The 24,016-nt window shown below is 69.9% G+C and carries 21 protein-coding genes and 7 pseudogenes; 21 read left to right on the top strand and 7 right to left on the bottom strand.

Going from position 1 to position 24,016, the window contains the following annotated elements; all coding sequences use genetic code 11:
• Nucleotides 1-80: 80 nt before the first annotated feature.
• Nucleotides 81-809 (top strand): ABC transporter ATP-binding protein, encoded by a 729-nt coding sequence (locus tag ACFVWW_RS00210; protein WP_386879287.1) that lies wholly within the window; start codon nt 81-83, stop codon nt 807-809.
• 114 nt (nt 810-923) lie between these two features.
• Here ACFVWW_RS00210 and ACFVWW_RS00205 read toward each other — a convergent pair whose 3' ends face one another.
• The gene (locus ACFVWW_RS00205) at nt 924-1,427 is read right to left on the bottom strand and encodes a hypothetical protein (RefSeq protein WP_384180413.1); all 504 of its coding nucleotides are present in this window, start codon (nt 1,425-1,427) and stop codon (nt 924-926) included.
• 405 nt (nt 1,428-1,832) lie between these two features.
• Here ACFVWW_RS00205 and ACFVWW_RS00200 point away from each other — a divergent pair, with 405 nt between their 5' ends.
• The 4 genes from ACFVWW_RS00200 to ACFVWW_RS00185 all read left to right on the top strand — a co-directional run bounded on the left by ACFVWW_RS00200 (nt 1,833) and on the right by ACFVWW_RS00185 (nt 6,997).
• Nucleotides 1,833-2,789 carry a hypothetical protein gene (locus tag ACFVWW_RS00200; RefSeq protein WP_386879286.1) on the top strand — a complete coding sequence of 319 codons (957 nt, stop codon included), beginning with the start codon at nt 1,833-1,835 and terminating at the stop codon, nt 2,787-2,789.
• A 125-nt stretch (nt 2,790-2,914) separates the two neighbouring features.
• Complete coding sequence (locus ACFVWW_RS00195; RefSeq protein ID WP_386879285.1) at nt 2,915-3,949, top strand: NlpC/P60 family protein; 1,035 nt, start codon at nt 2,915-2,917, stop codon at nt 3,947-3,949.
• A 338-nt stretch (nt 3,950-4,287) separates the two neighbouring features.
• On the top strand, nt 4,288-5,478 hold the full coding sequence (locus tag ACFVWW_RS00190; RefSeq protein WP_384180418.1) for an RICIN domain-containing protein: 1,191 nt from the start codon (nt 4,288-4,290) through the stop codon (nt 5,476-5,478).
• Nucleotides 5,479-6,139: 661 nt separating this feature from the next.
• Nucleotides 6,140-6,997 carry a methyltransferase domain-containing protein gene (locus ACFVWW_RS00185; protein WP_384327248.1) on the top strand — a complete coding sequence of 286 codons (858 nt, stop codon included), beginning with the start codon at nt 6,140-6,142 and terminating at the stop codon, nt 6,995-6,997.
• Here ACFVWW_RS00185 and ACFVWW_RS00180 read toward each other — a convergent pair.
• Both ACFVWW_RS00180 and ACFVWW_RS00175 read right to left on the bottom strand, forming a co-directional pair.
• Nucleotides 6,964-7,116: a hypothetical protein gene (locus tag ACFVWW_RS00180; RefSeq protein WP_386879284.1), complete on the bottom strand. Its 153-nt coding sequence runs from the start codon at nt 7,114-7,116 to the stop codon at nt 6,964-6,966. The two genes, ACFVWW_RS00185 and ACFVWW_RS00180, sit on opposite strands and share 34 nt — an antisense overlap.
• An 11-nt stretch (nt 7,117-7,127) precedes the next feature.
• A pseudogene (locus ACFVWW_RS00175) lies at nt 7,128-7,474 on the bottom strand (transposase); the annotation flags it as partial.
• Between ACFVWW_RS00175 and ACFVWW_RS00170 the strand changes: the two are divergent.
• The 7 genes and pseudogenes from ACFVWW_RS00170 to ACFVWW_RS00140 form a co-directional block, all read left to right on the top strand.
• Nucleotides 7,431-8,293: pseudogene (locus tag ACFVWW_RS00170) on the top strand (transposase); the annotation flags it as partial. The pseudogenes ACFVWW_RS00175 and ACFVWW_RS00170 sit on opposite strands and share 44 nt — an antisense overlap.
• Nucleotides 8,294-8,689: 396 nt before the next feature.
• Complete coding sequence (tap, locus tag ACFVWW_RS00165; RefSeq protein ID WP_386879317.1) at nt 8,690-10,930, top strand: telomere-associated protein Tap; 2,241 nt, start codon at nt 8,690-8,692, stop codon at nt 10,928-10,930.
• 6 nt (nt 10,931-10,936) lie between these two features.
• Nucleotides 10,937-11,494: a telomere-protecting terminal protein Tpg gene (gene tpg / locus ACFVWW_RS00160; RefSeq protein WP_386879283.1), complete on the top strand. Its 558-nt coding sequence runs from the start codon at nt 10,937-10,939 to the stop codon at nt 11,492-11,494.
• Nucleotides 11,495-11,683: 189 nt separating this feature from the next.
• Entirely contained in the window at nt 11,684-13,039 is a 1,356-nt protein-coding gene (locus ACFVWW_RS00155) for a hypothetical protein (protein ID WP_386879282.1), read from the top strand.
• Entirely contained in the window at nt 12,960-13,769 is an 810-nt protein-coding gene (locus ACFVWW_RS00150) for a hypothetical protein (RefSeq protein ID WP_386879281.1), read from the top strand. The genes ACFVWW_RS00155 and ACFVWW_RS00150 overlap by 80 nt, the downstream gene beginning before the upstream one ends.
• A 418-nt stretch (nt 13,770-14,187) precedes the next feature.
• Nucleotides 14,188-14,394, top strand: a complete 207-nt coding sequence (locus tag ACFVWW_RS00145) for a hypothetical protein (RefSeq protein WP_386879280.1) — start codon at nt 14,188-14,190, stop codon at nt 14,392-14,394.
• Nucleotides 14,395-14,548: 154 nt separating this feature from the next.
• Nucleotides 14,549-14,998 carry a spore-associated protein gene (locus ACFVWW_RS00140; RefSeq protein ID WP_384180427.1) on the top strand — a complete coding sequence of 150 codons (450 nt, stop codon included), beginning with the start codon at nt 14,549-14,551 and terminating at the stop codon, nt 14,996-14,998.
• A gap of 345 nt (nt 14,999-15,343) precedes the next feature.
• On the opposite strand, the pseudogene ACFVWW_RS00135 reads toward ACFVWW_RS00140, so the two are convergent.
• A pseudogene (locus tag ACFVWW_RS00135) lies at nt 15,344-16,470 on the bottom strand (transposase); the annotation flags it as partial.
• 41 nt (nt 16,471-16,511) lie between these two features.
• Here ACFVWW_RS00135 and ACFVWW_RS00130 point away from each other — a divergent pair.
• The 3 genes and pseudogenes from ACFVWW_RS00130 to ACFVWW_RS00120 form a co-directional block, all read left to right on the top strand.
• Complete coding sequence (locus tag ACFVWW_RS00130; protein WP_386879279.1) at nt 16,512-16,910, top strand: ArsR/SmtB family transcription factor; 399 nt, start codon at nt 16,512-16,514, stop codon at nt 16,908-16,910.
• Entirely contained in the window at nt 16,907-17,392 is a 486-nt protein-coding gene (locus tag ACFVWW_RS00125; protein WP_384327233.1) for an SRPBCC family protein, read from the top strand. The genes ACFVWW_RS00130 and ACFVWW_RS00125 overlap by 4 nt, the downstream gene beginning before the upstream one ends.
• 524 nt (nt 17,393-17,916) lie before the next feature.
• A pseudogene (locus ACFVWW_RS00120) lies at nt 17,917-18,751 on the top strand (IS30 family transposase); the annotation flags it as partial.
• Between the two features lie 69 nt (nt 18,752-18,820).
• On the opposite strand, the gene ACFVWW_RS00115 reads toward ACFVWW_RS00120, so the two are convergent.
• Complete coding sequence (locus ACFVWW_RS00115; protein ID WP_384180437.1) at nt 18,821-19,861, bottom strand: vWA domain-containing protein; 1,041 nt, start codon at nt 19,859-19,861, stop codon at nt 18,821-18,823.
• 286 nt (nt 19,862-20,147) lie between these two features.
• Nucleotides 20,148-20,374: pseudogene (locus ACFVWW_RS00110) on the bottom strand (IS5/IS1182 family transposase); the annotation flags it as partial.
• Between the two features lie 323 nt (nt 20,375-20,697).
• Here ACFVWW_RS00110 and ACFVWW_RS00105 point away from each other — a divergent pair.
• Nucleotides 20,698-21,252, top strand: coding sequence for a hypothetical protein (locus ACFVWW_RS00105; protein ID WP_386879278.1), 555 nt, complete (start codon nt 20,698-20,700; stop codon nt 21,250-21,252).
• A gap of 71 nt (nt 21,253-21,323) precedes the next feature.
• Here ACFVWW_RS00105 and ACFVWW_RS00100 read toward each other — a convergent pair whose 3' ends face one another.
• Complete coding sequence (locus ACFVWW_RS00100; protein WP_384180440.1) at nt 21,324-22,298, bottom strand: glycoside hydrolase family 6 protein; 975 nt, start codon at nt 22,296-22,298, stop codon at nt 21,324-21,326.
• 251 nt (nt 22,299-22,549) lie between these two features.
• Between ACFVWW_RS00100 and ACFVWW_RS00095 the strand changes: the two are divergent.
• From ACFVWW_RS00095 to ACFVWW_RS00075, 5 genes and pseudogenes are all read left to right on the top strand, one after another.
• Nucleotides 22,550-22,657, top strand: a pseudogene (locus tag ACFVWW_RS00095) (alpha/beta hydrolase); the annotation flags it as partial.
• A gap of 63 nt (nt 22,658-22,720) precedes the next feature.
• On the top strand, nt 22,721-23,029 hold the full coding sequence (locus ACFVWW_RS00090) for a transposase (protein ID WP_386879277.1): 309 nt from the start codon (nt 22,721-22,723) through the stop codon (nt 23,027-23,029).
• Nucleotides 23,026-23,319: pseudogene (locus ACFVWW_RS00085) on the top strand (IS3 family transposase); the annotation flags it as partial. The gene ACFVWW_RS00090 and the pseudogene ACFVWW_RS00085, both read left to right, overlap by 4 nt.
• Before the next feature lie 56 nt (nt 23,320-23,375).
• Nucleotides 23,376-23,597 carry a DDE-type integrase/transposase/recombinase gene (locus ACFVWW_RS00080; RefSeq protein WP_386879276.1) on the top strand — a complete coding sequence of 74 codons (222 nt, stop codon included), beginning with the start codon at nt 23,376-23,378 and terminating at the stop codon, nt 23,595-23,597.
• Nucleotides 23,585-23,893 (top strand): integrase core domain-containing protein, encoded by a 309-nt coding sequence (locus tag ACFVWW_RS00075; RefSeq protein WP_389679003.1) that lies wholly within the window; start codon nt 23,585-23,587, stop codon nt 23,891-23,893. Before ACFVWW_RS00080 ends, ACFVWW_RS00075 begins: the two co-directional genes overlap by 13 nt.
• Nucleotides 23,894-24,016: the final 123 nt, after the last annotated feature.

Here is a 24,016-nt window from a genome sequence, read left to right as displayed (position 1 = left end):
CAGAGAATACGGCCGTTGCCCACACCCGAGGCGCCCGCCCATACTGGGCCCGGACCGAATCACGCACGGGGGGCCCACCAATGACACAGCACCACACCACCCAGGCCGCCCCCACGACAGGCGGCCGGCCCACCACCCCCATGGTCAGGGCGGAAAACCTGCACCGTTCCTACGGCAGCGGCCCCGCGGCCGTCCACGCACTGCGCGGCGCCTCCCTCACCCTCACACGCGGTGAACTCGTCGCCCTCAAAGGACGCTCAGGCGCCGGGAAAACCACCCTGCTCAACCTGATCGGCGGGCTCGATTCCCCCGACCGCGGACAGGTCGTCATCGACGGCACCGACCTCAGCGGCCTCAGCGAGAACGGACTCCTCGAACTGCGCCGCGACCGCATCGGATTCATCTTCCAGTCCTTCGGCCTGATCCCCATCCTCACCGCGGCGGAGAACGTGGGCGTACCGCTGCGCCTGCGCGCGACCGCACCGCGCGAACGCGAGGAGCGGGTGGCACTGCTGCTCGCCCTGGTGGGCCTCACCGACCACGCGGCACAGCGCCCCGGCGAACTCTCCGGCGGCCAGCAGCAGCGCGTCGCCATCGCCCGCGCCCTCGCCAACCGGCCGGCCCTGCTGATCGCGGACGAACCGACCGGCCAGCTGGACACCCAGACCGGCCTCGCGGTCATGGAACTGCTGCGCACCGTGGTCCACGGCGAGGGCGTCACCGCCCTCGTCGCCACGCACGACCCCCAGCTCCTCGACCTGGCCGACCGGGTGCTGGAACTGAGCGACGGCGAGGTCGTCGAACACTGAACGCCCCGGCCGGCCCGACGGCGCGCCCCCACCCCCCCTTGCCGCCCTTGCCGTCTTACCGCGCGCCCGGTCCGCCGGCTTTCCGGCCGGCGGACCGGGCGCTCCCTGGGCGGGTCAGGGCTTCCAGGTCCTGCTCTCGCCCCGGTAGCAGGCGACGATGACGTTCACCTTGCTGTTCTTGCCGCAGTACTCCGTGTTCGGGGACCAGGAGCCGGCCCGGGGCACATAGGCCTCGGGGCCCTTGCCGAGGGTCTGGTACTCGCTGACGCCGGCCTTCCAGGCCTCGACGCGCTTGCACTGGCTGTTGAGCCGCCAGTAGTACTCGCCTCCGTTCGAGCGGAAACGCACCCTGACCGCGTCGTTGACGTAGAACCAGCCGGAGGTCTTCTGCCAGAGGAAGGTCTTACGGGGCTGGTACCTCTGCCAGGAGGTCATGCAGTCCGGCACCCCGTTCTTCGCCTCGGCGGCTGCCACCGAAACGGTGTCGGCGGCGGGGGAGGCGCCGCTGTGGGTGAACGCCCCGTTGATCCCGGCCAGGCCGGCGCCCGCGGCCAGCAGTCCCGTCAGGGCTGCGGTGATCGCGAGGGGCCGGGGCCTTCTGGTTCGTGTGAGGGTCATGCTGATGCTCCCGTGTGTCTGAGGACCGCTGAAAAAAGAAGGGGGGACCGTGCCGGGCTCTGCGGCCTTCGGCGGTTCCCTGCGGACGCCCGGCCCCGGTCGTCGACACCGGTGTGCGGCAGGGGCCCCGGCGACCGGTGCGATGACGTCTTCGACGGGGCGTCACCGGCCGGTGCGGGGCGATGGGAGAAGCGTTGCGGTCCCTCACGGCGCGGGGCAACGGATCGCGGCGGCTCGGACAGTCCGGAGACGTCCGGCCTGGTCAGAGGCGGTGTCTGCACCTGTCCGGCGGCACAGTCGCAGGTGTCCGCGCACCGCCGGCCAGGTGCGCCGGCGTACGGGCCCGCCCAGGCGGTGAGCGGGTTCGGGTCACCGCTGCCACCGCGCTTGCCTAAGCTGCCGGGGATGACTGATCGCCGACAAGCAATCCGGGAGCCCGGAGTGGAGAGCGGGCCACCACAGCCGCGGGACGCGGATACTCCCGCGCAGTTCGTCGCGGTGATGCGGCAGTTACGCCAGTGGGCGCATCTGAGCTATCGCGAGCTGGAGAAACGGGCCGAGGCCGTGGGGGAGGTGCTGCCGCGTGCCACGCTCGCCGGCGTACTGAACCGTCAGGAGCTGCCCAGGGAAGAACTCCTCGCGGCGTTCGTCCGGGCCTGCGGCGGTGACGAGCCCGCCGTCCAGGCATGGGTCCGGGCCCGCAAGAACCTGGCCGTCGAGCGCGAGCGCCCCACCCCCGATCCGGCCCCCGCCCCGGGCCCGGACCTCGTCCCCGAGGCCGATCCCGATCCCGAACCCGAGGCCGAGTCCGCCCCAGAGGCCGGTTTTCACGGCGTCCCGGCCGAGGCCCACGCCGGCGCGGGCTCCACGGACACCGCATCGGACACCGCACCGGAGGCGGAGAAGCCGGCCCCGCGTCGCCTCCGACGACCAAACCTCGTCCTCACTGCCGGCGCTGTGCTCCTGCTCCTCGCGGCCGCCGTCACAGGAGTCACACTGCTGCCCGACGACGGCACGGGTGAGCCGCACATGACCCCCACCGGCGAACCGGCGGTCACGACCACGCCGTCGGGAACATCGGGCCCCGCACCGGACCGTGCCCCGCCCGCCGAGGCCGTTCCCGACGACAAGCCCGCGCGGAGCAGGGCACCACACACCACGCCCTCCACGTCCACGGCCCCGGCCAAGGTCACGCCCTCTCCCGCCCCCGAGCGCACTACCGCCGAGCCGAGTTGGCCCGAACAGGGGCAGGGACCGACCGCGTACGAACCGCCTCCGCAGCCCTCCACGTCATCCCCCGCACAGAGCCAGGACCCCTTCCCGGAGGAAACCTGCTGGGACGTCACCGACGGATGCGTGTGATCCCCCACGGCCCGCGCCCTGACGGCCAACCCCTCCCAATCGGCCGGCGGACAGGGCTCTGAGCTGCCCGGACGTACCCGGACTGTCCGAGACGCCGCAAGCTCTGGCCGGACACCACACTGCCGATGAAACCTCCTTACCGGGCCACCACCGAGGCCCCCGAGGAGGATGTGATGACGCACCTGACGGACCGGACCCGCCGGACCCGCCAGCCCGCCACGAAGGCGGGCGCAGCCCGCGAGCAGCCGCTCACCACGCGGGCACGCCACGCTGTGCGGGCCCCGTGGACGCAGGCGCTGAAGCCGGTGAGCTGGGCACGGACCGCGACCGTTCTGGGCCTGCTCTTCCTCGTCTCGCTGCTCGTCGGCTCGGTCATCGGCGTGTACGGACCGGCGACCTCGGCGTCCCCGCCCGCACGTCCGCCGGTCACACTGACGCCCCCCGAGGCGCCCGGCGGAGAGACCCCTCAGATATCTGACGGCGAAGCACCCGAAGCACCCACGGCCGTGCCCGGGCCCAAGCCCACGAAGAACCCGGCCGCGGCGGCCGAGAAGCCCACGAGCACAACAAAGCCCACCAAGGCGGCCAGGGCCGGCAAGAAGATCGTGCTCCGCCACGGCGACACGCTCTTCGCCCTGGCCCAGCGGCACGGCACCAGCGTCCGGACCCTGCAGCAGCTCAACGGACTGGGCACCTCCACCCTCATCTACGCCGGCGACACCCTGCGCGTCCCCGCCCCCTCGCCCACCGCCGCCGGGGCGGCCGCTCCGCCGCGCGGCACACCGCCCCCCGCCGCGGACCGGGCCACCTCCGCGCCCCGGGCGGTCACCGACTACGCCAGGGCGCAGCTGGGCAAGCCCTACATCTGGGGCGGTGTGGGCCCGCGGGGCTTCGACTGCTCGGGGCTCGTGATGCGGGCCTGGCAGGCCGGGGGAGTCTCGCTGCCGCGCACCACCTTCAGCCAGATACACGCGGGCACGGCCACCACCCGGGCCGGGCTGGTGCCCGGGGACCTCGTACTGTCCAACGGCGGCGGCCACGTCGGGCTCTACATCGGTGACGGCCGGGTCATCCACGCCCCCCGTCCCGGTGCCACCGTCACCAGCGCACCGCTGCCGCCGCCCTCGCAGGTCGTCGGGTACCGCCATATCCGGCGCTGAACCGGCGCGATCAGCCATCCCTCTTCCCGCCCCTGGCGTGCCGACCGCATGCCGTACCGCGTGACGGCGAGGCAGCACCGTATGACCGGACAGCATCTGCACCGCCTCCTCCTCTCCCGCCCACTGGCTAAGGGCTGTCCCGTAATCCGTGGCGGGCGCACGACGACAGCTACGGCACCTCGCTGCGTTGTCGGAACGCCCGAATACATCCAGTATGCGGACGTCCCTCCGCCTTGCGATGCACCGCATCTGACGCCGTGCGCTGATCCACCACGGACTACGGGACAGCCCTTAGGCTGCCGCGATGGCAGTTCGAGGTCGAGGGAGAGGGAGCGGTCATGGGAGAAAGACCCGACCCGGAAGCGGCACACAGCTCCGCGGAGTTCGTGGCCCTGATGCGGCAGTTACGCCGCTGGGCGGATCTGAGCTACCGGCAGCTGGAGCGCAACGCCGTCCGTGCCGGACAGGTCCTGCCCCGCGCGACCGTCTCCGGGGCACTCAACCGCGACGAACTGCCCCGTGAGAACCTCCTGTCCGCATACGTACGGGCCTGCGGCTGCGACGAGGAGACCGTGTCCGCGTGGCTGACCGTACGCCGCCGGCTGTCCATATCCGGCGAGAGAGCGGAACCGCCCGCCGCCCCGGCGCCCGCCGCCCCGGACGCGGCGTTGTCCGAAAGCGGCGCCACGGACCGGACACCGCCGGGAACGGAACCTGCCGGCGACGACGAACACGGCGAACACACCGGCCCGGCCCCGGCCGGCCCCGGGACCGGAACGCCGCCGCGGCGCCGGTACAAGCCGCTGATCGCGACCGGCCTGTGCGCCGCCGCGGGAGTCCTGGCCCTGGCCTTCTGGCCGTTCGGCGGTTCCTCCACCGACGCCTTGGACGGACCACGCCCGACCACCCCGTCCACCGGCGCCCCGGCCCCCACCACGGCCCCGCCCGACACCTCCAGCACCCCGCCCACGACCGGCGACGCCGAAAGCCCCACGGCCTCCACACCCGCCGGGCCTGCCGCCAACGCCCCTGCTCCGGCCGGCCCCACTGCGACAAACCGGCCCCCTACCGCCGACGCACCTCGCACCCCGGCCGCGGGCTGGACGCGTATCCATCCCGCCACGGACCCCGCCCTGTGCCTGACCGAGGGCCGGGAGCGCAACGGACGCACGGACCGTCCCATCGCGGTCCAGCACGCGTGCGCCGACGCCGCCGTGCCCCGTGTCTACCTGGAGGCACTGGGCGAGGACATCTACCGCATCCAGTGGCACCACCCGGAGTACGACAGGGGCTGCCTGGACGTCGACGAGGCCCTGACCGGCCCGGGCGCCCTGGTGTCCCCGAGGGACTGCGCGGACGCCGACAACCAGAAGTTCCGCCTGCAGCCCTCCCACGGAGGCTTCCGGCTGCGCCCCGTGCACAGCGGCCTGTGCATCGGTTTCCTGTCACCCGCCACCGACGGCGCCGAAGCCGTCCAGTCGGCCTGCACCGGCACCGCCGGCCAGGCCTTCCGCTTCACCGCGACCTGACCCGGGCGGATCTGGCCGGGTCAGGGAACCCCGGCCAGGCCCTGTCCGGCGCAATCCCGGCCGCCGCCGGACGGCGGCCCCCGGCGAACGGCCGTCCGCAGGACGGGGGACTCTACCGCCCGGACTGGATACACATCATCCGCTCCCAGGCCTTCGCCAACCTGTGGACGAAGGCACTGAAGGCCCACCACGAGGGCCTGGCCGTCGTCCGCGCGATGGGCACCGAACACTGGCTGCGGCGCGAGGGTTTCGCGCCGCAGCCAGTTCTGGACCGGCCCGGGCCGGTAATTCGGTCACCTCCCGTGCCAGACGGCAGGATGACCATCCGGCTTTGGCGGGTTCTTCCGCTCGTGCTCGGGGGCGAGGCGGTCGACGATGGCCGCGCAGGGCCGGGGGTCGGTGAAGGTCTTGGTCCAGCCAAGCCGGATCTGCGTCACCCCGATCGGCCACTTCCAGCAGATCACCGATACCACCGACCTCGCCCGACACAGGCGATTCAGTGACAGGACCGATCTGTGCTTCCGTGCGCCCCGATGTGGGGCCATGCCCTGCACCCGCCCCGGGGAAATAGTGGAGGTGGCGGGCCGCTCTATCGGGTCGGCACGGCCCGCTGTGATGTCACCGCACCTGGGTAGCCCCACCTGACAGCAAGGAGTTGGATATGACCGATCCATCGGCGCAGGAAGTCGGCGACTGGTACGACCGCTTCGGGGATCTGTACGGCCTGACTATGGGCGACAGCATGCACTTGGGCATGTGGACCGACGGCGTGCGAAGGGAGACAGAGGAGCTGACAGCCGACGAGACATGGCAGGAGCTGACCCGTGCCCAGGACTCCTGGACCGGCACCCTCATCGACGAGGTCGGGCTGCTCCCGGGACAGCGGATGCTGGACGTCGGCTGCGGCACCGGCCGGCCCACCGTGCGGATTGGCGCCACGTCGGGCGGGAACGTGCTCGGCGTGACGGTCAGCGCCGCGCAGACGCAGGCCGGCCACGACCGCGCGATGCAGGCGGGGCTGTCCGACCGCGTGACCTTCGAGCAGGCGGACGCTATGGCCCTGCCTCAGCCGTCCGAGACGTTCGACGCCGCGTGGGCGATCGAGTCGTTCGCCCACTTCTCTGACCGGCCCGCCGCGATCCGCGAGGTGTGGCGTGTGCTGCGGCCCGGGGGGCGGTTCGTCCTCGCGGACTGCTACGAAGCCGTGCCCTTCACACCAGAGGAAATCCAGCTGTTCCAGGCTGCGTTCGCCCTCTCCCGTCTCCCCGCCGGAGCCGAGGACTACTCCCGCATGCTCAGTGAGGCCGGCTTCGACATTCGAGATTCCCGCGACATGTCCCGCGAGTTCAAACCCACCTACGACCTGATCCCGCGCCTGTTCGCCGCCAGGCGCACCCAGATCGCGGAGCTGGTGGGCATGGACGCGATGGCCCAGCTCGACGTCGTCTACCCGCGCATTCTCACTCTGTGCCGGGACAAGATGGGCTACATCATGGTCAGCGCGGTGAAATCCCCGTAGGAAACGCTGCTCCGGACGCGCACCAGGTCGTGAAAGCGGTAGCCGGGCTCCGAGGCATCGCTCCTGTGCGCCTCCATCAGCCCCACCATGACGAGTTCGTCGGAGACGCCTCCCGTCATCGCCGCGGTCGGCGGTCCACGGGCGACGGGCCTGTGAGTTCGCCCCCTCTTTTTGGCCCTTACATGGGCCGAGTCGAGAACCACACGTGACAGGTCGAGCAGGCCGCACTCGTCGATCCTGTCGACGGCCTCATGCAGCCGCCCCCAGACGCCGGCCCTCGACCAGATCACGAAGCGCCGGTGAGCGGTCGACTCCGAGACACCGAATCAGGGCGGCAGAGCCCGCCAGGCACATCCTCTCACCAGGGGTGTCCTGCGTCCCACCGCCCTGCGGCCGCACCCTCGAGGCAGGAATCAACGGCTCCGCGATCTCCCACAAGCCGTCCGGAACAATCCAACTCCACGTACCCCGCCCCACGCACAGCCCAACGAACCGTCTGGCGGATGTGGGCATGCTGCGGGCCGCCTCGGACCCGACCGTCTCCCGGCTCATCGCCCCCCTTGCCACGGCCGGGCCTATGGCTCTGACGGCGATCCGGCACGGCCCGTTCCGAAGTCCGCCAACGCGTCTGTAAGTTGGCCGCGGATTCCGCTCCGGACGCGGAGGGTCAGGTGACCGTGGACCTGGGCGCAGTACTCGTGATCGCACACTCCGACAAGCAGGACGCGCCTGCGACCTGGAAGAAGAGCTTCGGCCATCACCCGCTGATGGGCTTCGTCGACCATGGCCGCGGCGGGTCCGGGGAGCCGGTGGCCGGGCTGCTACGGCCGGGCAACGCCGGGTCCAACACTGCTGCCGATCACATCGAAGCCGCGAAACTCGCCGTGGCCCAGCTGCCGAAAAGGTACCGGCGTGGGCGGCAGACGCTGATCCGCACGGATTCCGGCGGAGGCACCCACGCATTCGTCGAATGGCGCGCGAAGCAGGGCTGGTGGCTGTCCTACTCGGTCGGCATGACCATCACCGAGCAGATTCACCAGGCCGTGCTGTCGGTCCCGCCCTCCGCCTGGACGCCCGCCGTCGAACCCGGCGGCGAGATCCGCGACGGCGCCTGGGTCGCCGAGCTCGACGGGGACTGCCTGACCAACTGGCCGAAGGGGTTGCGGCTGCTTGTCCGAAACGAACGGCCGCACCCGGGTGCCCAGTTAGGTTGCGCAGGCCGATGGCGCGCGCATTGCGGATGCGGTCCTCGGCGCGGGCACGCTGTCGGTGCCGCAGCTCCAGCTGCGCGATCGGGGTGTCCTCGGTGTTGGTGGCGAAGCAGGTGAGCCGCAGGCCGTCGGCCGGGCCCGGCGCCGTGCCCGCGCCCGGCCGACGTCACTCCGGCAGCCCCGTCCCCGGCCGCGCCCACCGGCTCGGCGAGGACCAGGGAATGGCGTGCGAGGGCTACCGCCGCGCGCTCGCCGTGCACCAGGAAGCCGCGCCGCCGCGCGTTCCCCGGAGGCCGACGTCGTCCCGGACCATGCGCCGACCCCGATCGAGGCGGCTTGTACGGAGCGCCGCCACAGTCGGCCCCGCTCCAGGCGTTCGCAATATCGCTACACCCCCCGAACGCGCTTCGTACGCTATCCGTACGGTGAACGTACGTGGTTCGTACGTTCCATGAGTAGAGTGTTAGTCAGGAGGTGTTCCATGTCCGAGTTGTTCGACGCGGTCGACGCGCTGGTCGCATCCCGCTCTCCGCTCCCGCCACCGGCAGAGCGCAAGCGGCTGCGCGCCGCGCACGGCCTGACGAGTGACGAGGTGGCCACCGCGCTGAAGGTGCGCCGGGCCACGGTCAGCGGCTGGGAGTCCGGCAAGACCGAGCCGCGCGGCCCGGAGCGTGAGGCGTACGCGCGGCTGCTGGAGAAGCTCGCGGAGCTCTACCCCGCCCCGGCCGACGCGGCCGCACCCGCCCAGGACGTTGCGGTGCCGGCTACGTTCACCGGCACGCCTGCCCTGACGGAGCAGTCTCTGTCCACAGGGCCGGCGCCCGAGGCTGCGGCCATGACTGCATCCGAGAACACCCAGATCAGCCCTGCCCCCGTCGCCGCCGCTCCGGCGGCCGCGCCGCGTCCGACGCGCACCACCAGGCCGTCGTCGACGTCGCGCCGTCCGGGCGCGCGGAAGGCTGCCCCGGCCGGCACCCCGGCGGCCGCCGCCGACCCGCGGTTCGAGAACGGCCCGCTCGCGGTCGTCGACGCCGACTCCGACGGCCAGGTCCTGGCGTACTGCGTCGGCGGCCTGGTCCTGGACGTGCCCGCCAAGTCCATCCCGGCCCTCGTCGACTGGACGCTCAAGGAGGCGAAGCTCGGGCAGCCGAAGCTGTCCGGGCCGGGCAAGGACGCCGATCCGCTGCTCGTGCTCACCGAGGCCGCGTTGGAGCGCTACGGACTCCCGGTCACCCTCACCGAGGAAGAGCGGCTCGCCGGACGGCTCCCGGAGGGCCACAAGGTCATCAAGCAGGTGACGCGCGCCGACTGGAAGCTGACGAAGCGCGGGTTCGGGCCGTGGGCGAGGATCTACCGCCCCACACAAAGCTCGGAGCGTGCCTGCGTCCAGCTGTGCATCCCGTCCTGGAACGCGCTCGACACCCGGCACTGGGGCGAAGCCGGGCAGCTCCCGCCGGCCGAACTCGCCCGGATCCTGGGCGTGTTCGCGTCCCGGGTGATGACGCCGCGCGGCTCCACCGCCGTCACCGGCCTTGAACTGATGACCGCCCTGCACCCGCCGACCCGCGCCTCCGAGCCCGATGAGACGGGCAAGCGGCACTCCGAGCACAACCCCGGCAGCCTGGGAAAGGACCCGGTCGACCCGGCGCCGTGCGAGGCCCCCGACGGGCACCCCCTCCTCAAGGACCTGCCGCGCTTCCACGTCCGCGGCCCCGAGGAGAAGCTCTTCGAGGAGGCGTACGACTGGGCGCGCCCGCTCACCGACGCCGAATGCCTGCGCCGCAACCTGGTGGGCATCGACGTGAACATGGCCTTCGCCGCCGGAGCCAACGGCCTGATCGTCGGCCTCGGCAAGCCGACGCACGTCAAGAACCCGGTATTCGACCCGAAGCTCCCGGGAAGCTGGCTGGTCGACCTGTCCCACGTCGACCTGTCCCGCGTGAAGTCGGGCAAGGAGTGGGTGGAACTGGACAGCGCGCTGCTGCCCAGCCCGTTCACGCCGAAGGGCGAGCGCCCGGAGGGCCCGGGCTGGTACGCGACGCCCACCGTCGCCTACGCGGTGGAACTCGGCTACGAGGTGCGCCCGACGGAGGCACACGTCCGGTACGAGAACGGCCGCTACCTGGACGGCTGGTACAACCGGCTGCGCGACGCGTACATCGCCACGATGGCCGACCTCGGGGTGCCCGTCGACGTTCCGCCGGAGGAGTTCCTGGCGGCGATGGACGGCTACCGGCAGCGCGACCCCGGACTGGCGATCGTGGTGTCCGCGATCAAGGCAACCGTGAAGGGCGGCCTGGGCAAGCTGCGCGAGCGCCCCCGGGGCGAGGGCTGGCGACCGGGCGAGCCGTGGCGGGCGCTGTCCCGGCCGACGTGGAACCCGCACCTGCGCGCGTCGGTCATCTCCCGGACGCGGATCAACGAGCACCGCAAGATCGTCAGGCACGCCGCCTTCACCGGGCAGTACCCGGTCGCGATCCTCTCGGACTGCGCTGTGTACGCGGTCGACGGCGAGAGCCCGCTGGACTTCCTGCCGTATCGGGAGGGCAAGCCGCTGCCGGGCGGCTTCAAGCTCGGGGTGAACCCGGGTCTGGTGAAGCACGAGGGTACGCAGAGCGTGTTGTGGGGCGAGGGCGTGAGGGAGCAGTTCAGGGCCCCGGAGCTCAACCTCGCCCGGTACATCAAGGACGGCACCGTCACCGACCAGGACAACGGGGAGTAGCAGGCGATGAGCATGTTCGGGGACGGCCTGGACCAGGCGGTGCAGAAGGCGTTCACCCGCCCCATCCCGAAGTCGGCCGGCGCGCAGATGCGGTACCTGGTCACACAGCTCAAGGGCACGAAGGCGGTCGCCCAGATGCTGCGGGTCTCCCAGCGCACCGTCGAGCGGTACGTGAAGGACCAGATCAAGAAGCCCCGCCCCGCCCTCGCCTCGCGCCTGGAGCGCGAGGTGAAGGCCAGATGGCAACCGCAGATCCGGGCGAAGGCCCGCGAGAAAGCGGCGACGACCGGCGGCATCGTCATCGACACCCGGGCCCGCCTCGGCTACACCGCGCCGATCGGATCGACGGACCAGGACCGGATCCGGCACCTGACCGTCGCCCTGCCCCCGCACCACGCCGCCCGCCTCTTCGATGCCCAGGACCAGGGCGCCAACGACCAGCAGTTGCGGGAGATCGCCGCCGAAGCGCTCAAGGAGGTGTACTTCCAGGACGGCGGCCGCCGCGCCGGAAGCCTCGAAGAGGTCCGCTTCACCGATGTTGAGCACCTGGAGTTCGACCTGTAGAGGCCGCGCCCCGAACAGCAGTGAGGCCCCCGATTGTGATCCGGCTACCCGACCACACCGATGTGGCGGCCGAGCCCACGCTGCCCACGAGCCGTCAGGCACCGACTGACCCGACCAGGTAAGTCAAGCCTTACTTTCGATCTCTTTGCTTCGCATACTGGATGACCTGCGGAGAGGAGACATCTACGTATGCGGGTGGACAGCGGCGTGGCGCAGCAGGTCGAGCAGCAGGTCGAGGTTGAGCGGCGGCTGGTTGATGCGATGTATGACCGGCTCGACTCCGAGATTGCTGACGCTCTCGCCGCGCGCGGCCGGGTGCTGGCCGGCCCGGCCGAGGGTCCGCAGGAGCTGTATGCCCGCGATGTCGAAGTCGCCCGCCTCACACGCACCGTACGCGAACTGCGGGCAGCGGAACGCTCACTGTGCTTCGGGCGCATCGACAGTACGTCGGGCGAATCGGTGCACATCGGCCGTACCGGCCTTCGCTCTGCGGACGGCGCCTTGCTGCTGGTGGACTGGCGTGCAGATGCCACGCGGCCGTTCTACGCGGCGACGCCGGCATCCCCGCTGGGGCTGCGTCGCCGCCGACACTTGCGGCTGAACGGTCGCAGAATCGTGGATGTCAGCGACGAGATCCTCGACGGCTCGTCACCCACACCCCAGGATGTCGTCGGCGACGGTCCCCTCGTCGCCGCACTGAGCAGGGCACGAACCGGTCGGATGCGTGAGGCGGCGGCCACGCTCCAGGCCGAGCAGGATGCGATTGTCAGGGCACCTCATCGCGGCGTCACCGTCGTGGACGGCGGCCCCGGAACCGGCAAGACGATCGTGGCACTGCATCGGGCCGCGTACGTGCTCTATGCCTTCCCGGCCCTCACCGGACAAGGCGTGCTCGTGTTCGGCCCGAATCGGCGGTTCCTCGACTACATCTTCGAGGTGCTGCCCTCCCTCGGCGAGAACGACGTGCAGATGGCGACCTCGGCCGATCTGACGGGCGTCGAGCCGACCACGATCGAGTCCGACTCCGCCGCGCGCGTCAAGGGACGAGCCCAGCTCGCCACAGCCCTCACGCGCTGGGTGCGCGACCACCAGCCGCACGGAGTGCCCCTCGACATCAGGATCGGGCAAGAGACGCTCGTTCTGGACCCGGAATCGGTGGATGACGCTCACCGCCACGCCACCCAGGGCGGACTCGCCCACAACCCCGCTCGCGAGGCCTTCAAGGAATACGTGGTCAGTGACCTCGTGAACCTGCTGGAGAAACGGACCACCGAGGCGCTCACCGAGATGGACGATGAGGTGGCTGCCCTGCTGGGCATCGACCTCGACCAGGCCGTCGCCGAGGATCTGCGCGCACTCGGCCTCGATGGCACCATCGCGGCCACGGGCGATCCCGAGATCGACTGGGACGGCATCCGCGACGGGCTCCTCGAAGACCCCCGGCATCGACCTCGCCATCGAGGCGGTGTGGCCGCGGCTACACGCCACCGACGCGCTGCGGCGGCTCCTCGCCGACAGCACCGCGCTCACCACCTCGCTGCCTGATCTCTCCGACGACGAGATCGCGATCCTCACCCTTCCCCGCAGAACGGGATACACGAACGCCGACCTCGCACTGCTGGATGAGGCGCGAGCGCTGGTCGACGGCCCCCCTGAGCAGGTGTACGGCCATATCGTGATCGATGAGGCGCAGGAGCTCTCCGAGATGCAATGGCGGATGCTCATGCGCCGCTGCCCGGCACGTTCCCTGACCGTCGTCGGCGACTTCGCCCAGGCGGGATCGGCGACGACAGTCCGATCCTGGACCGAGGCCCTTGGGCCGTTCGTCGGAGAACGATTCGCGCACCACACCTTGACGGTCAACTACCGCACCACCGCCGAGATACTGCACGCGGCTGCGCCCCTGCTCGCGCGGATCGCCCCAGAACAGCAACTCTCCCGCTCGATCCGGCACGGTGAACGCCCCAGCACTGTCCTCGTGACCGACCCCGGCATGGATGAGTTCATCCGTGAACTGGTCGAGCAGGCAGCCGACGCCCACCCGGACGAGCTGATCGGCGTCATCGGTCCATCCGATCGCATTGGCCGGCTCACGACAGTGCTCGACGGGACCGGCGCCGTGGTCGTCGCAGCCACGGATACACGAGGGTTGGAGTTCGACAGCGTGTTCCTCATCGACCCGGCCGCCATCGAAACCGCCCGTCAAGGCGGCGCCCGCGACCTTTACGTGGCCCTGACGCGCGCCACCAAGCGCGTCTTGACACTTCAACTCTGAGCCACCTGACCAGCCCTCGGCGGCAACCGCCATGTGAAGCCTCCCCGATGCCGAAGGAATCTCGCGAGGCCAAGCGGGCACGGAAGGCTCCGGCAAAAGCAGCGGCGCGCCCGTGCCGCTCGCATCGTCGCTGGTGAGATGCCCGACTACCTACGGCAGCCGATCACGGCTGACCAGGAGCCTCAATTGCCCAGGCCGCGGCACAAGGTGGTCCCGGCCCCATCCGAGCAGCCTGCCACGGCGCTCATCCCCCCCGGCGGACACCCCGCTTCGACCGCGGGATCGGGAACACTACGCGGACAACACACAGCCGGTCTGGGCGAAGGAAGGGCCCCTATGCCCAAGATGGCCAGCGGCTCGGCCCAGTCGTGGCATCCGGGAATGACCACAACCTCGGCGTAAGCGCGTCGCCCGCCTGATGCCCGAGGCCGGGCTGACCGATGTGTACCGCCGCACCGGCCGGGCCTCGCTCACTCGCCAGGACCGGCAGGCCACGGCCGCCCCCGACCTGATTGGCCGCGACACCGAGGCCCTCGCCCTGGCGGTCACGTCCCGCAGACCCCGCCCCGGCCTCGGGCATCACAGCGACAAGGGCTCCCCAATACACCAGGCGCCGCTGCCGTGAGCGCTGATAGCTCACCCAGGCCCCGAACGTGATCTTCCGCTGCTCCTGGTCCTCGCATCCGCTTACCGCAGCGTGAACCCGGCACAACCATCCATGCCGCTCGCGGGTCACATCAAGTGAGAGCAAACAGCTCTCAGGGGTACAAGGGGGAAATATGAGAATCGCACGCAATATCGCGGCCGCCGGGGCGTTAACCGCACTGGCGGTGGGCGCCACGACCGCGTTCAGCACGACCGCCTCCGCCGCGCCCAACGTCACACCGCAGGGCGTCTGCGGCAGCGCCTACAAGACCGTGAACTCGGCGCCCATCGGCTCGCTGGGCACCGTCTACCTGACGTACAACTCCTCGAACGGCAAGAACTGCGTCGCGACCATCCGCGCCAACCCGGGCGCGGCCAAGTACATGTCCGCGTACATCTACGTCCCCGACACCGGTGAGTGGTCCGGGGACTCCGGGAATTACACCTCATACGCGGGGCCGTCCTACGTCTACGGCAAGGGCTACTGCGTGAGCTGGGGCGGCAGCATCGACAACGTGTACGTGTCGGTGGAAAACTCCAACTGCGCCGCCCTGAAGGAGCACCGGGTCACCGAAATCCGCTGATCCGGCTCATTACCCGGCCAGCGAGTTCCCGCGCCGCCGCCTCCCGCAGTTCGACCTTGCGGACCTTGCCGCTGACGGTCATCGGGAAGGCATCCATGAGCCGCAGGCGGCGCGGGATCTGGGGAACTACGCGGGATGATCGACGGGATGCGGGAGGCGATCGCCCCCACCTGGCCAACGAGCCATCACCCGACCGCACCCAATACCTGATCAGCCCGATCCACTTCCCCGTCGAAGCACCGCCGACCGAGACCGGCGCCGATAACACACTGTCCCCGTGCCCGGTTTGCCCCGAAGCCCAAGCCGCACGACCAATTCCGCCACCGAGAATGCTGATGCACCTTCCTACGCATCATCGGCGGTCTCGGGGGCCCGCAGCGGGCGCAGGCCCCCAGGCAGGTCGGGCGGCTGGAACGAGTACCGGCCGAGCATGTTGACGTGGTGCCGTACGAACGGGGAGAGGCGGCCCACGTCCTTGTCGCGGACGTCGAAATCGTCCGCCCACGGCTGGGTTACCGCCGCGTCCATGTACCGGGTGGTGAACAGCACAAGGGCGTTGAGGACCAGTCCGAGTGCGCCGATCATGCCGTCCTGGTAGAGCTGTCCGGCCCGGCCGTGGAAGATCTTCCGGGCGAGCGCGTGGCGGCCCTCCTGGAGGTTGGCCTGCACCTTGATCTGCCTGCTGCAGCCGGGCTCGTCGGCCAGGCGCAGGATGTGCAGGGTCTTGGCGATCCGCCCGTAGTGCGCGCTCGCGTCGCCGAGCGGGGTGGGGCGTCCGTCCCGGGACAGCATCCGGATCACGTCGTAGGCGCGGACGGCCCCGGCGCGGATGGAGCCGATGATCCGCAGGATGTCCTCCCAGTGCCGCTCGATCCGGGCGAGGTCGACCCGGCCGCGGGCCGCGGCCTGGAAGGCGCCGTAGTCGGCGGCGCGGTCGACGCGCCACATCTTCAGATCCGGCAGGTCGGCGAGCTGGGGTGCGTACGCGAACCCGGCCAGGGCCAGGAGCCCGAACACGATGTCGGAGTACGAGGCGGTATCCGTGACGACCATCTCCAGGCGCTTGCCGCCGTCGCGGTCGTAGAGCACGTCCAGCACGTACAGCACGTACAGCGAGTCGCGCGGGGTGCCGGCCACGACCTTCCCGCCGAGCCCGGCCGCCTGATCGTTGATCATGTTGAGCCAGGTGGCGCCGCCCCGACGCCCGAAGTACTTCGGGTTCGGCCGCGCGTACACGCTGGGCACAGGGACGACGAACCGCATCCGTCGACTGAGGCGACCAGCCCGCCACCCCACGCCTGGGCGAGCGGGATGGCCGCCTGGTGCTCGATCAGCGTGGCGTTCGCGGCCCGGTACGTGGCGAGCCGCAGATGCGTCTGGTCGACGTGGGAGAGCCGCCCGTACTTCAGCACGTCGATACCGCCGATGACCGGGGTGCAGCCGACGTTGCAGCCGTACGCGATCAGGGCGGCACGCCGCTTGACGTATGCCTATATCGGCATACGATGGAGTCATGGCGAGAGCGGCGACCACCACCGACGCGTTCAACGCCGTCGCCGAACCCCGGCGGCGGGAGATCCTCGACGCCCTGGCGCGGGGCGAGCGGTCCGTCACCGACTTGGTCGAGCAGCTCGGCGTGGCACAGCCGGTGGTGTCCAAACACCTGCGGGTGCTGCGCGAGGTCGGGCTCGTGCAGGTCCGCGACGAGGGCCGGCAGCGGATATACCGGCTCGAACCGGCGCCGCTGCGCGAGGTCTACGAGTGGGTCAAGGACTACGAGCGGCTCTGGACCGAGCGCTTCGAACTCCTGGACGCGGTACTCGAGGACCTCAAGGCGCAGCAGGCGGAATCCGGCCGCCACGGCTCGCAGCCAGCTCAATCGGAAACTACGGACAAGGAGCGGAAATCATGACTGCGACGAACGACCGGCGGGCGACCGTCACCACCCCCACCGACACCCAGATCCTGATCACGCGCGAGTTCGACGCGCCCCGGGACCTGGTATACCGGGCCTTCACCACCCCGGAACTGCTGCGCCGATGGTGGCACGCGAACCGCTCCGAGGTGACCGGCGTCGAGATGGACGTACGCGTCGGCGGCAGGTGGCGCTGGGCGGCGAAGGCTTTCAACGGCTACGAGTTCGCCTTCTACGGCGAGTACCGGGAGGTCGTCCCGGACGAGCGCCTGGTCACCACGGAGACCTTCTCCGGCGTCCCGGACGCCCAGGCGGTCAACACCACGACGTTCGTCGAGAAGGACGGCCGGACCTACCTGGAGATGCTGGTCGAGCACCAGACCAAGGCGAACCGGGACGGCCACCTGCAGTCCGGCATGGAGGACGGCATGCAGGATGCGCTGGCCCTGCTGGAGGAGCTGGTGCGCGAGCAGGTATGAGTCCGCGCGCGGCCTACCTCGCCGCTTCGGTTGGCCGGGACCTCGCCGGGTTCCGACGCCCCCATCGGCGAGGCCCGCCATGCACATCAGCACGCACGCGGTCCTGTACGACCCCGACGGACTGATCGAAGCGGAACTCCCGGGGCGTTGGCAAGCTACTGCACCAGGTGAAAGCTGCTGGAGGAGAAATACGCTCGGCACTCACGCGCCTACGGAGGCTTACAGCATCGTGCCCGTGATCGCCCGCCGCGGTACCCGGCGCGGAGTCGGGCCGGGTGCCTTCGCTGGATGATCGCTTCGATCCAATTCAGCCAGGAGCCGTAGGTCGGCAGGAAGACCAACTGGATTTGCCGATCGGGCGCCCAGGCTGTCGACCGAGGGCCCGCAGCCGTTACCGGCCACGGGCCCTGGTCATGTCATCATGAGCTCTTATGAGCCCACAGCCGCTGAGCGCCGGGGGCGAAGGGGTTAGGGCTTGGTGATCCTGTACGTGCTCGTCCACGGCCTGAGGGCGGTACCGCTGCCTATCTTCACGCAGGTGTAGGGCTTGCAGCGGGCGTCGCCCGTCCACAGTCAGCCGGGAGATACGCCGCAACGGCATGCCCCTGCGCGGTGACCGCACCCGATGGGTCTACCGTCCCCACGCCGCTCAGCGCCGGGGCCGGCCAGCGCCGGCCCCGGCCCAAGCCCGGCAAGATCGGCCAGAACGCTGAGCTGCGTGACTTCATCCAGGCCCACCTGGCAATGCGGTGGAGCCCGGAACGGATCTGCCACGCTCTTCGCAGACGGTTCCCCGACCGGCCGGAGATGCACGTGGTCCACGAGACGATCTACCAGGCCCTCTATGTCCGAGGCCGCGGTGAACTCCGGCACGAGCTGGCCAGAGCCCTGCGGACCGGACGGGCCCGGCGCAAGCCGCACCGCCAGAAGGACAGTGCCTCCGCCATCGGCACCCTGGTCGAGCGGCGGGCCACCCGATACGTCATGCTCGTCCACCTGCCCAAGGGCCGCGGCGCCGAAGACGTCAGCACGGCCTTGCAGACCACCGTCCAGGCCCTGCCACGCCACCTGGCCAAGTCACTGACCTGGGACCAGGGCTCCGAGATGGCCGCACACCGCGCCTTCACCGTCGCCACCGATGTCCCGGTCCACTTCTGCGATCCGGCCAGCCCCTGGCAACTGGGCTCGAACGAGAACACGAACGGCCTGCTGCGGCAGTACTTCCCCAAGGGCACCGACCTCTCCGCCCATGGCCCCGACCAACTGGCTGCAGTTGCCGCCGAGCTCAACAGCCGCCCACGCAAAACGCTCGACTGGGAAACCCCAGCCGAGCGCCTGCATAAACTGCTCGCGGCCTGACCAACCGACCACGTGTTGCAACGACCTCTGGAATCCGCCTGCCGGCGGGGCTTTCCTGAAAAACGGGCGTCAGATCATGAGCAGCAGCCGGGTGTGGGGGACGAGCTTGCGGTTGACGCTGGTGCTTTGGACGAAGATGGTGAAGTCGTCGTTGTGGTCCGGCTTGACGCGGACCTCGGTGTCGGGCAGGCCGAGCAGGGTTCGGGCTTGCGGTCCGGTGTAGACGCGGTCTGTCTTCTTCTCGAGCACCGCGATCTGCTTTCGTGCCTGGACCTTCTCCGGCTTGCTGAGCTGGTAGAACGCGCAGCCGGTGCGGTAGGTGTGTCCGCATTCGGTGACCCAGTCCCGGATTCCCGCTTCGCGAGCGACCGGAATCAGCTGGTACTCGGATGGTTTCACCGGGGTGAGGCCGGCTGCTTTTATGGTGTCCTTGTTGACAGCGTCGGCACCGGTGGAGAACACCGCTCGCGACCCGCGGATGCCCTTTGCGCGGCCCACCATAAAGTTTTCGGTTGCCTGCTGAATGACCTGCCCAGCCTCCTCCAGACCCTGTGTGCTCGTGGCGTCCCAGATGGCGATGTTGTCCTTGGGGAAGCCGCACTGCATGGCCTCGCGCTTGCCCATCTGGTCCGGCACCAGGACGGCCAGCGTCCAGTTGTCCGCTTGAGTCTGGGTCAGCTTGGCCACGGCCTGGACCAGTTCCCGCGGATCCGTGGCGGGGGCGTCGGGGCAGCGGTGGCTTGCGTTTTCCTGTCCGTCGGTCAGGACGAACGTCAGGAAGCTGTGGTCGCCGTAGAGTTGAGCCGTCTGCGCCAGCTCGTTCTGCGACTTCAGCGTGGCTGCGAGCAGAGCCGTCATGCCGCCGACCCGGTAGAGCTGTTTGAGGGACGGCATCCGCAGCACGTCCTTGTCGTAGACGACGCACTCCACCTTGTTCGCGAAGACGTACACCGTGACGCGGGTTTCCTGGTCCAGTTCCTTCGACCGGCGGGCCAGATAAGCGATCTGCTGGTCGGCGACTTCAACGACCTTGCCGCTCAGGTGTGACATGGACGAACTGGCATCCAGCACAAGAGCAACGTGATTGATGTAGTTCTGAGTTCCGGACATGAAAAGCTCCCCCTTTTTTCCGGCTCGATGCACTGATCGTCTCACCCACCACTGACAATCGATCTTGGTCCGCAGGGGGGCAGACAGTAGGCGCCCGGGGCCGGGGTGTGCACCGGATGGATCCGGGCCCGGGGCCGTCGCACGGGCCGCCTGCCTTTCCGGGGCGGGGCGTGGCGTGGCGGGGTGTTGATGGGGGTGCGCCGGTGTCGAGCACTGTGGGAGAGGCTGATGAGTGGGCTCGGCCGGGTTCAACGGCTTCCGCTGGTGCAGTGCCTTAGACGGTGCCCTATGTGGTGAGGCGGACAAGTCGTCTGTAGCAGCAGAGTGTGGCGGCGAGGCCGAGGAAGGCCAGGTAGTTGCGGGGTTGGCGTTCGTAGCGGTGGTTGAGCCTGTGGTAGCCGGTCAGCCACGACATGGTCCGCACCGCCCCCAGCAGCCGGACCCGAACCGCGGGCCAGAAGCCGGCCGCTGAGCGCCGGGTGCGATGCCGTGCACCCACCGGGCGCATATCGGTAGAGGAAGCCCGTTGGTGCCGTCACGGACGAATGAATGAGCTGCTGCGGCGGCCGGTCAGCTGTACCGGTGGGCCGTCCTGACGGCACACATCCTCACGCAGAAGGCCCGCTACCGCTACCGTTCCCGCTGCACCGGCATCGGGCACCAGGCCGGCCTCCAGCACCTCCAAGCCCTCCAGGGGCAAGACCCGGTGCCGGCCGTCAGCCGGGACCAGGCCCGCCTGGAGGCCGCCGTGTTCGAGCGACTGGGCGGCACGATCGACTACTGCGCCCACCCCGCCGGCATCGCGCACGTCCGTCCCAGTGCCGGGCCACCTGGCCGTGGAGGTCGATCCCAAGCTCGGCCCCGAGCACTCGCTGTCGGAGCACTGCCTTCAAGCTCTCCTGCCCACCCAGCACACCGGGTCTGACGAGGACGAAGGTCGGGAGCCGGGAGGCATTGCCGGGGTCAGGCTCCTTGGGATCGACGCGGCCGGTCTCCACCTCGGCCTGGCAGGCACCGACGCCCGCGTCACCCTCACCGGACCGGTTTCCAAGCAGTGGCGGACCATCGTCACCGAACACCGGGCCTCATGCCATGACGACGACCTCGTCCCGCTGTGGGACGCGCCCGCGTTGACCCCGCTCGAATCTGCCTACCTGGCCGCAGACCCCACCTGGTGGGAGGAGCAAGCAGACCACGCGTGGGTCGCCAGCGGCCTGCTCCGCCGCATTGCCCTCTTCCACACGGTGACCAAGCCGTACTCCGTCAAGTACTGGCCGCAGGATCGCCGGCAACCCGGCCAGCGAAGTGATCACCACGTTCGGCCCGAACTGGTTCAGCCGCCGCGAGAACCTCAACCCAGCGTCCCCGCGGTACCGGGCTGCATCGCCTGAGCCCGGGACGGGACCGATGACTGCGGGCTGCGACCGGGAGGAAGCAGCCCACAGTGACGAATCGGGCGGTCTCAGTATCCGTAGATCATCTTGTACGCGACTTCCGGGAGGAACTGACCGGCCACGGAGCCGGCGCCGACTCCGCAGTTGCCGTCGGACTCGCCGGGGGTCTTCAGCCACAGCAGCATCTCGGCTCCGCCGCCTGTCTGGCTGACGGCCCCGGTCCTCCGCCCGGCGGGGTTGCACCACTCGCCGTTGGAATCGTTGCCGTTGCGGCTGGTGTCGATGACGAACGGCTTCGTGTAACCGTAGGACGCCGACAGCGCCGAGTTGATGGCGTTGCCGTAGCTGATGTTCCGGCCGTTGCCGTAGTAGTTCGAGATGTTCGACGAGAAGCCGTGCGCCTGTCGGGCCCCGGCGCCGTCGAGATGCCGGGCCATGGTGCCCGCGTCGATCCAGGCGGGGTTTCCGGCATCCAGGTACGTCCACGTGTTGGGAGCGTGCGCGGAGAACTGCGCCAGGGCGTCTCTGAGCATGGCGTTGCGCTCGTCGATCTGCTGCTGGGACAGACAGCTGTAATCACCGAGGGAGTCGGGCTCGATCACCACCAGCGCCGGTCGCCCGCCGATGGCCGAGGCGAAGGCGGAGATCCAGGTGCGGTACGCCGCCGGAGAACCAGCCCCGCCGCCGGAGTGGCCGCCACAGGCGTCGCGGCCGGGGATGTTGTAGGCGATCAGGACGGGAAGCTTGTCGGCGGCGTCCGCGGCTCCCACGTAGGAGCCCACCGCGGCCCCGATGTCACCGCTCCAGGAACCGAACCACCGGGCCATGGGGCGCGCGGCGATGTTGTCCCGGATCGCCGGCGCCCGTCCGTCGCCGGGGTTCGCCGCGACCCATGCGGCCGGAGTCGAGTTCGGGTCCGCGTAGAACCCGCTGGTCATGCCGATCGGATCGGCCAGGACGCCGGCGTCGGCCTGCCCGGTGCCGAGGGGCAGGAGCAGGCACGCGAATGCCGACGTGACGAGCGTGCGCATCATCTTCCGCATGAGTGCAACCCTCTCTGGGAGCGCTCCCACATCGGCGGTGACTCAGCTGCGAGGGAGACGCGGGGGTGGGGGGAGGATCGAGCGGCGGTCCCCTCGGGGCTTCCTCCGAGAACTGCCGCTGTCAGACGAGACAGTGACAGGGGGGCAGTTCGCTGTCAATGAGTTCGGTGAGGGCCGCGGGATGAGGGGCGGGGCGGTGGCGGGCGTTAATCGGGACGCGTCCCGAGCAGCCGCTGCGTAGGGTCTGCCGGATGACGCTCTCTCATGAGGTGGCCGGAGACGGTCCTGTGCTGGTGCTGTTGCATTCCGGTGTGTGTGACCGGCGGATGTGGGATGCCCAGTGGCCGGCCTTGATCGACTGGGCTTGATTCGCTTTGGCGGACATCCGAGATCAGGGGTTCTGCCCCGGGAGGATGTCCATCATGGAGAGCATGGGGAAGAAGAAGCCTCGGCCTCGCCGTTCGTTCACGCCGGAGTTCAAGGCCGAGATCGTTGAGCTGTGCCGACGCGGTGACCGCTCGGTCGGTCAGATCGCCAAGGACTTCGATCTGACGGAGACCGCGGTACGTGACTGGGCCAAGCAGGCCGATGTCGACGCGGGCGAGCGGGACGGTCCGACCAGCAGTGAACGTGAGGAACTGGCCGCGCTGCGGCGGGAGAACCGCCGGCTGCGCGAGGACGTCGACATCCTCAAGCGAGCCACGGCTTTCTTCGCGAAGGAGACCCGGTGACGGTGCATCCGTTCATCGAGGCGGAGAAACGCGCAGGCCACAGCGTCAAACGGGCGTGTGAACTACTGAAGGTCTCCCGAGCCGCCTACTATGCCCGCCGCACCGGCGCCCCCGGTCGCCGCGCGGTCCGCGACAGCGAGCTGACTGAGCAGATCACCGCCGTCCACACGAGGTCGCGTGGAACCTATGGCGCCCCACGCGTCCATGCCGCTCTCAAGCGCGACGGCGCCGGATGCGGCCGCCGCCGTGTCGCACGGTTGATGCGCGCAGCCGGTCTCCAGGGACGGCACCGCAGACGACGGCACCTGACCACCGTCCCCGGGCCGCCACCCGCCCCGATCTCATCGTGCGGGACTTCCAGCCCGACCCCACCGGGCTGGATGCCCGCTGGTGCGGCGACATCACCTACATCCCGACCGATGAGGGCTGGCTCTACTTGGCCACCGTTATCGACATCGCCTCACGACGCGTGGTCGGCTGGGCGACCGCCGGCCACATGCGCACCGATCTGGTCGCCGATGCCCTCACCCCGCCGCCAGCCGCCACCGCCGCCCGATGCGTCCCGTGATCTTCCACTCGGACCGCGGAAACCAGTACACGAGCCAGCAATTCGCAGCTCTGGCGGACCAGTTCGGAGTTCGCCTGTCGGTCGGCCGCACCGGGCAGTGCTGGGACAACGCACTCGCCGAATCGTTCTTCGCCACCATCAAACGCGAACTGCTCGACACGACCGCCTGGCCCACCCGGACCGCCGCACGCACCGCGATTTTCGACTTCATCGAGAGCTGGTACAACCTGCACCGCCTGCACAGCAGCCTCGGCTACCTCAGCCCCGCCGACTACGAGACCGCACTCGCAGCCTGACCACCACACCAATGGTGTCCGCCAAAGCGGAACAAGCTCAGCGCCCAGGACACCGGCCTCCGCCGCGATCCGCGTGGCGTACGGTCCGGCGACCGGGTAGATGTGCTCCCATCAGCCGACGGC

It is taken from the genome of Streptomyces sp. NPDC058198, from assembly GCF_042882605.1.
Taxonomy (GTDB): Bacteria; Actinomycetota; Actinomycetes; order Streptomycetales; family Streptomycetaceae; genus Streptomyces.
The sequence above is the reverse complement of the archived record's forward strand: the minus strand, read 5'-3'. Positions and strand labels throughout refer to the sequence as shown.

What these genes read in the sequence shown, in the direction of transcription:
- ACFVWW_RS00210 (WP_386879287.1), top strand. Translation starts at nt 81, where the DNA reads ATGACACAGCACCACACCACCCAGGCCGCCCCCACGACAGGCGGCCGG.
- ACFVWW_RS00205 (WP_384180413.1), bottom strand. Translation starts at nt 1,427, where the DNA reads ATGACCCTCACACGAACCAGAAGGCCCCGGCCCCTCGCGATCACCGCA.
- ACFVWW_RS00200 (WP_386879286.1), top strand. Translation starts at nt 1,833, where the DNA reads ATGACTGATCGCCGACAAGCAATCCGGGAGCCCGGAGTGGAGAGCGGG.
- ACFVWW_RS00195 (WP_386879285.1), top strand. Translation starts at nt 2,915, where the DNA reads ATGAAACCTCCTTACCGGGCCACCACCGAGGCCCCCGAGGAGGATGTG.
- ACFVWW_RS00190 (WP_384180418.1), top strand. Translation starts at nt 4,288, where the DNA reads ATGGGAGAAAGACCCGACCCGGAAGCGGCACACAGCTCCGCGGAGTTC.
- ACFVWW_RS00185 (WP_384327248.1), top strand. Translation starts at nt 6,140, where the DNA reads ATGACCGATCCATCGGCGCAGGAAGTCGGCGACTGGTACGACCGCTTC.
- ACFVWW_RS00180 (WP_386879284.1), bottom strand. Translation starts at nt 7,116, where the DNA reads ATGACGGGAGGCGTCTCCGACGAACTCGTCATGGTGGGGCTGATGGAG.
- tap (WP_386879317.1), top strand. Translation starts at nt 8,690, where the DNA reads ATGTCCGAGTTGTTCGACGCGGTCGACGCGCTGGTCGCATCCCGCTCT.
- tpg (WP_386879283.1), top strand. Translation starts at nt 10,937, where the DNA reads ATGAGCATGTTCGGGGACGGCCTGGACCAGGCGGTGCAGAAGGCGTTC.
- ACFVWW_RS00155 (WP_386879282.1), top strand. Translation starts at nt 11,684, where the DNA reads ATGCGGGTGGACAGCGGCGTGGCGCAGCAGGTCGAGCAGCAGGTCGAG.
- ACFVWW_RS00145 (WP_386879280.1), top strand. Translation starts at nt 14,188, where the DNA reads ATGCCCGAGGCCGGGCTGACCGATGTGTACCGCCGCACCGGCCGGGCC.
- ACFVWW_RS00140 (WP_384180427.1), top strand. Translation starts at nt 14,549, where the DNA reads ATGAGAATCGCACGCAATATCGCGGCCGCCGGGGCGTTAACCGCACTG.
- ACFVWW_RS00130 (WP_386879279.1), top strand. Translation starts at nt 16,512, where the DNA reads ATGGCGAGAGCGGCGACCACCACCGACGCGTTCAACGCCGTCGCCGAA.
- ACFVWW_RS00125 (WP_384327233.1), top strand. Translation starts at nt 16,907, where the DNA reads ATGACTGCGACGAACGACCGGCGGGCGACCGTCACCACCCCCACCGAC.
- ACFVWW_RS00115 (WP_384180437.1), bottom strand. Translation starts at nt 19,861, where the DNA reads ATGTCCGGAACTCAGAACTACATCAATCACGTTGCTCTTGTGCTGGAT.
- ACFVWW_RS00100 (WP_384180440.1), bottom strand. Translation starts at nt 22,298, where the DNA reads ATGCGGAAGATGATGCGCACGCTCGTCACGTCGGCATTCGCGTGCCTG.
- ACFVWW_RS00090 (WP_386879277.1), top strand. Translation starts at nt 22,721, where the DNA reads ATGGAGAGCATGGGGAAGAAGAAGCCTCGGCCTCGCCGTTCGTTCACG.
- ACFVWW_RS00075 (WP_389679003.1), top strand. Translation starts at nt 23,585, where the DNA reads ATGCGTCCCGTGATCTTCCACTCGGACCGCGGAAACCAGTACACGAGC.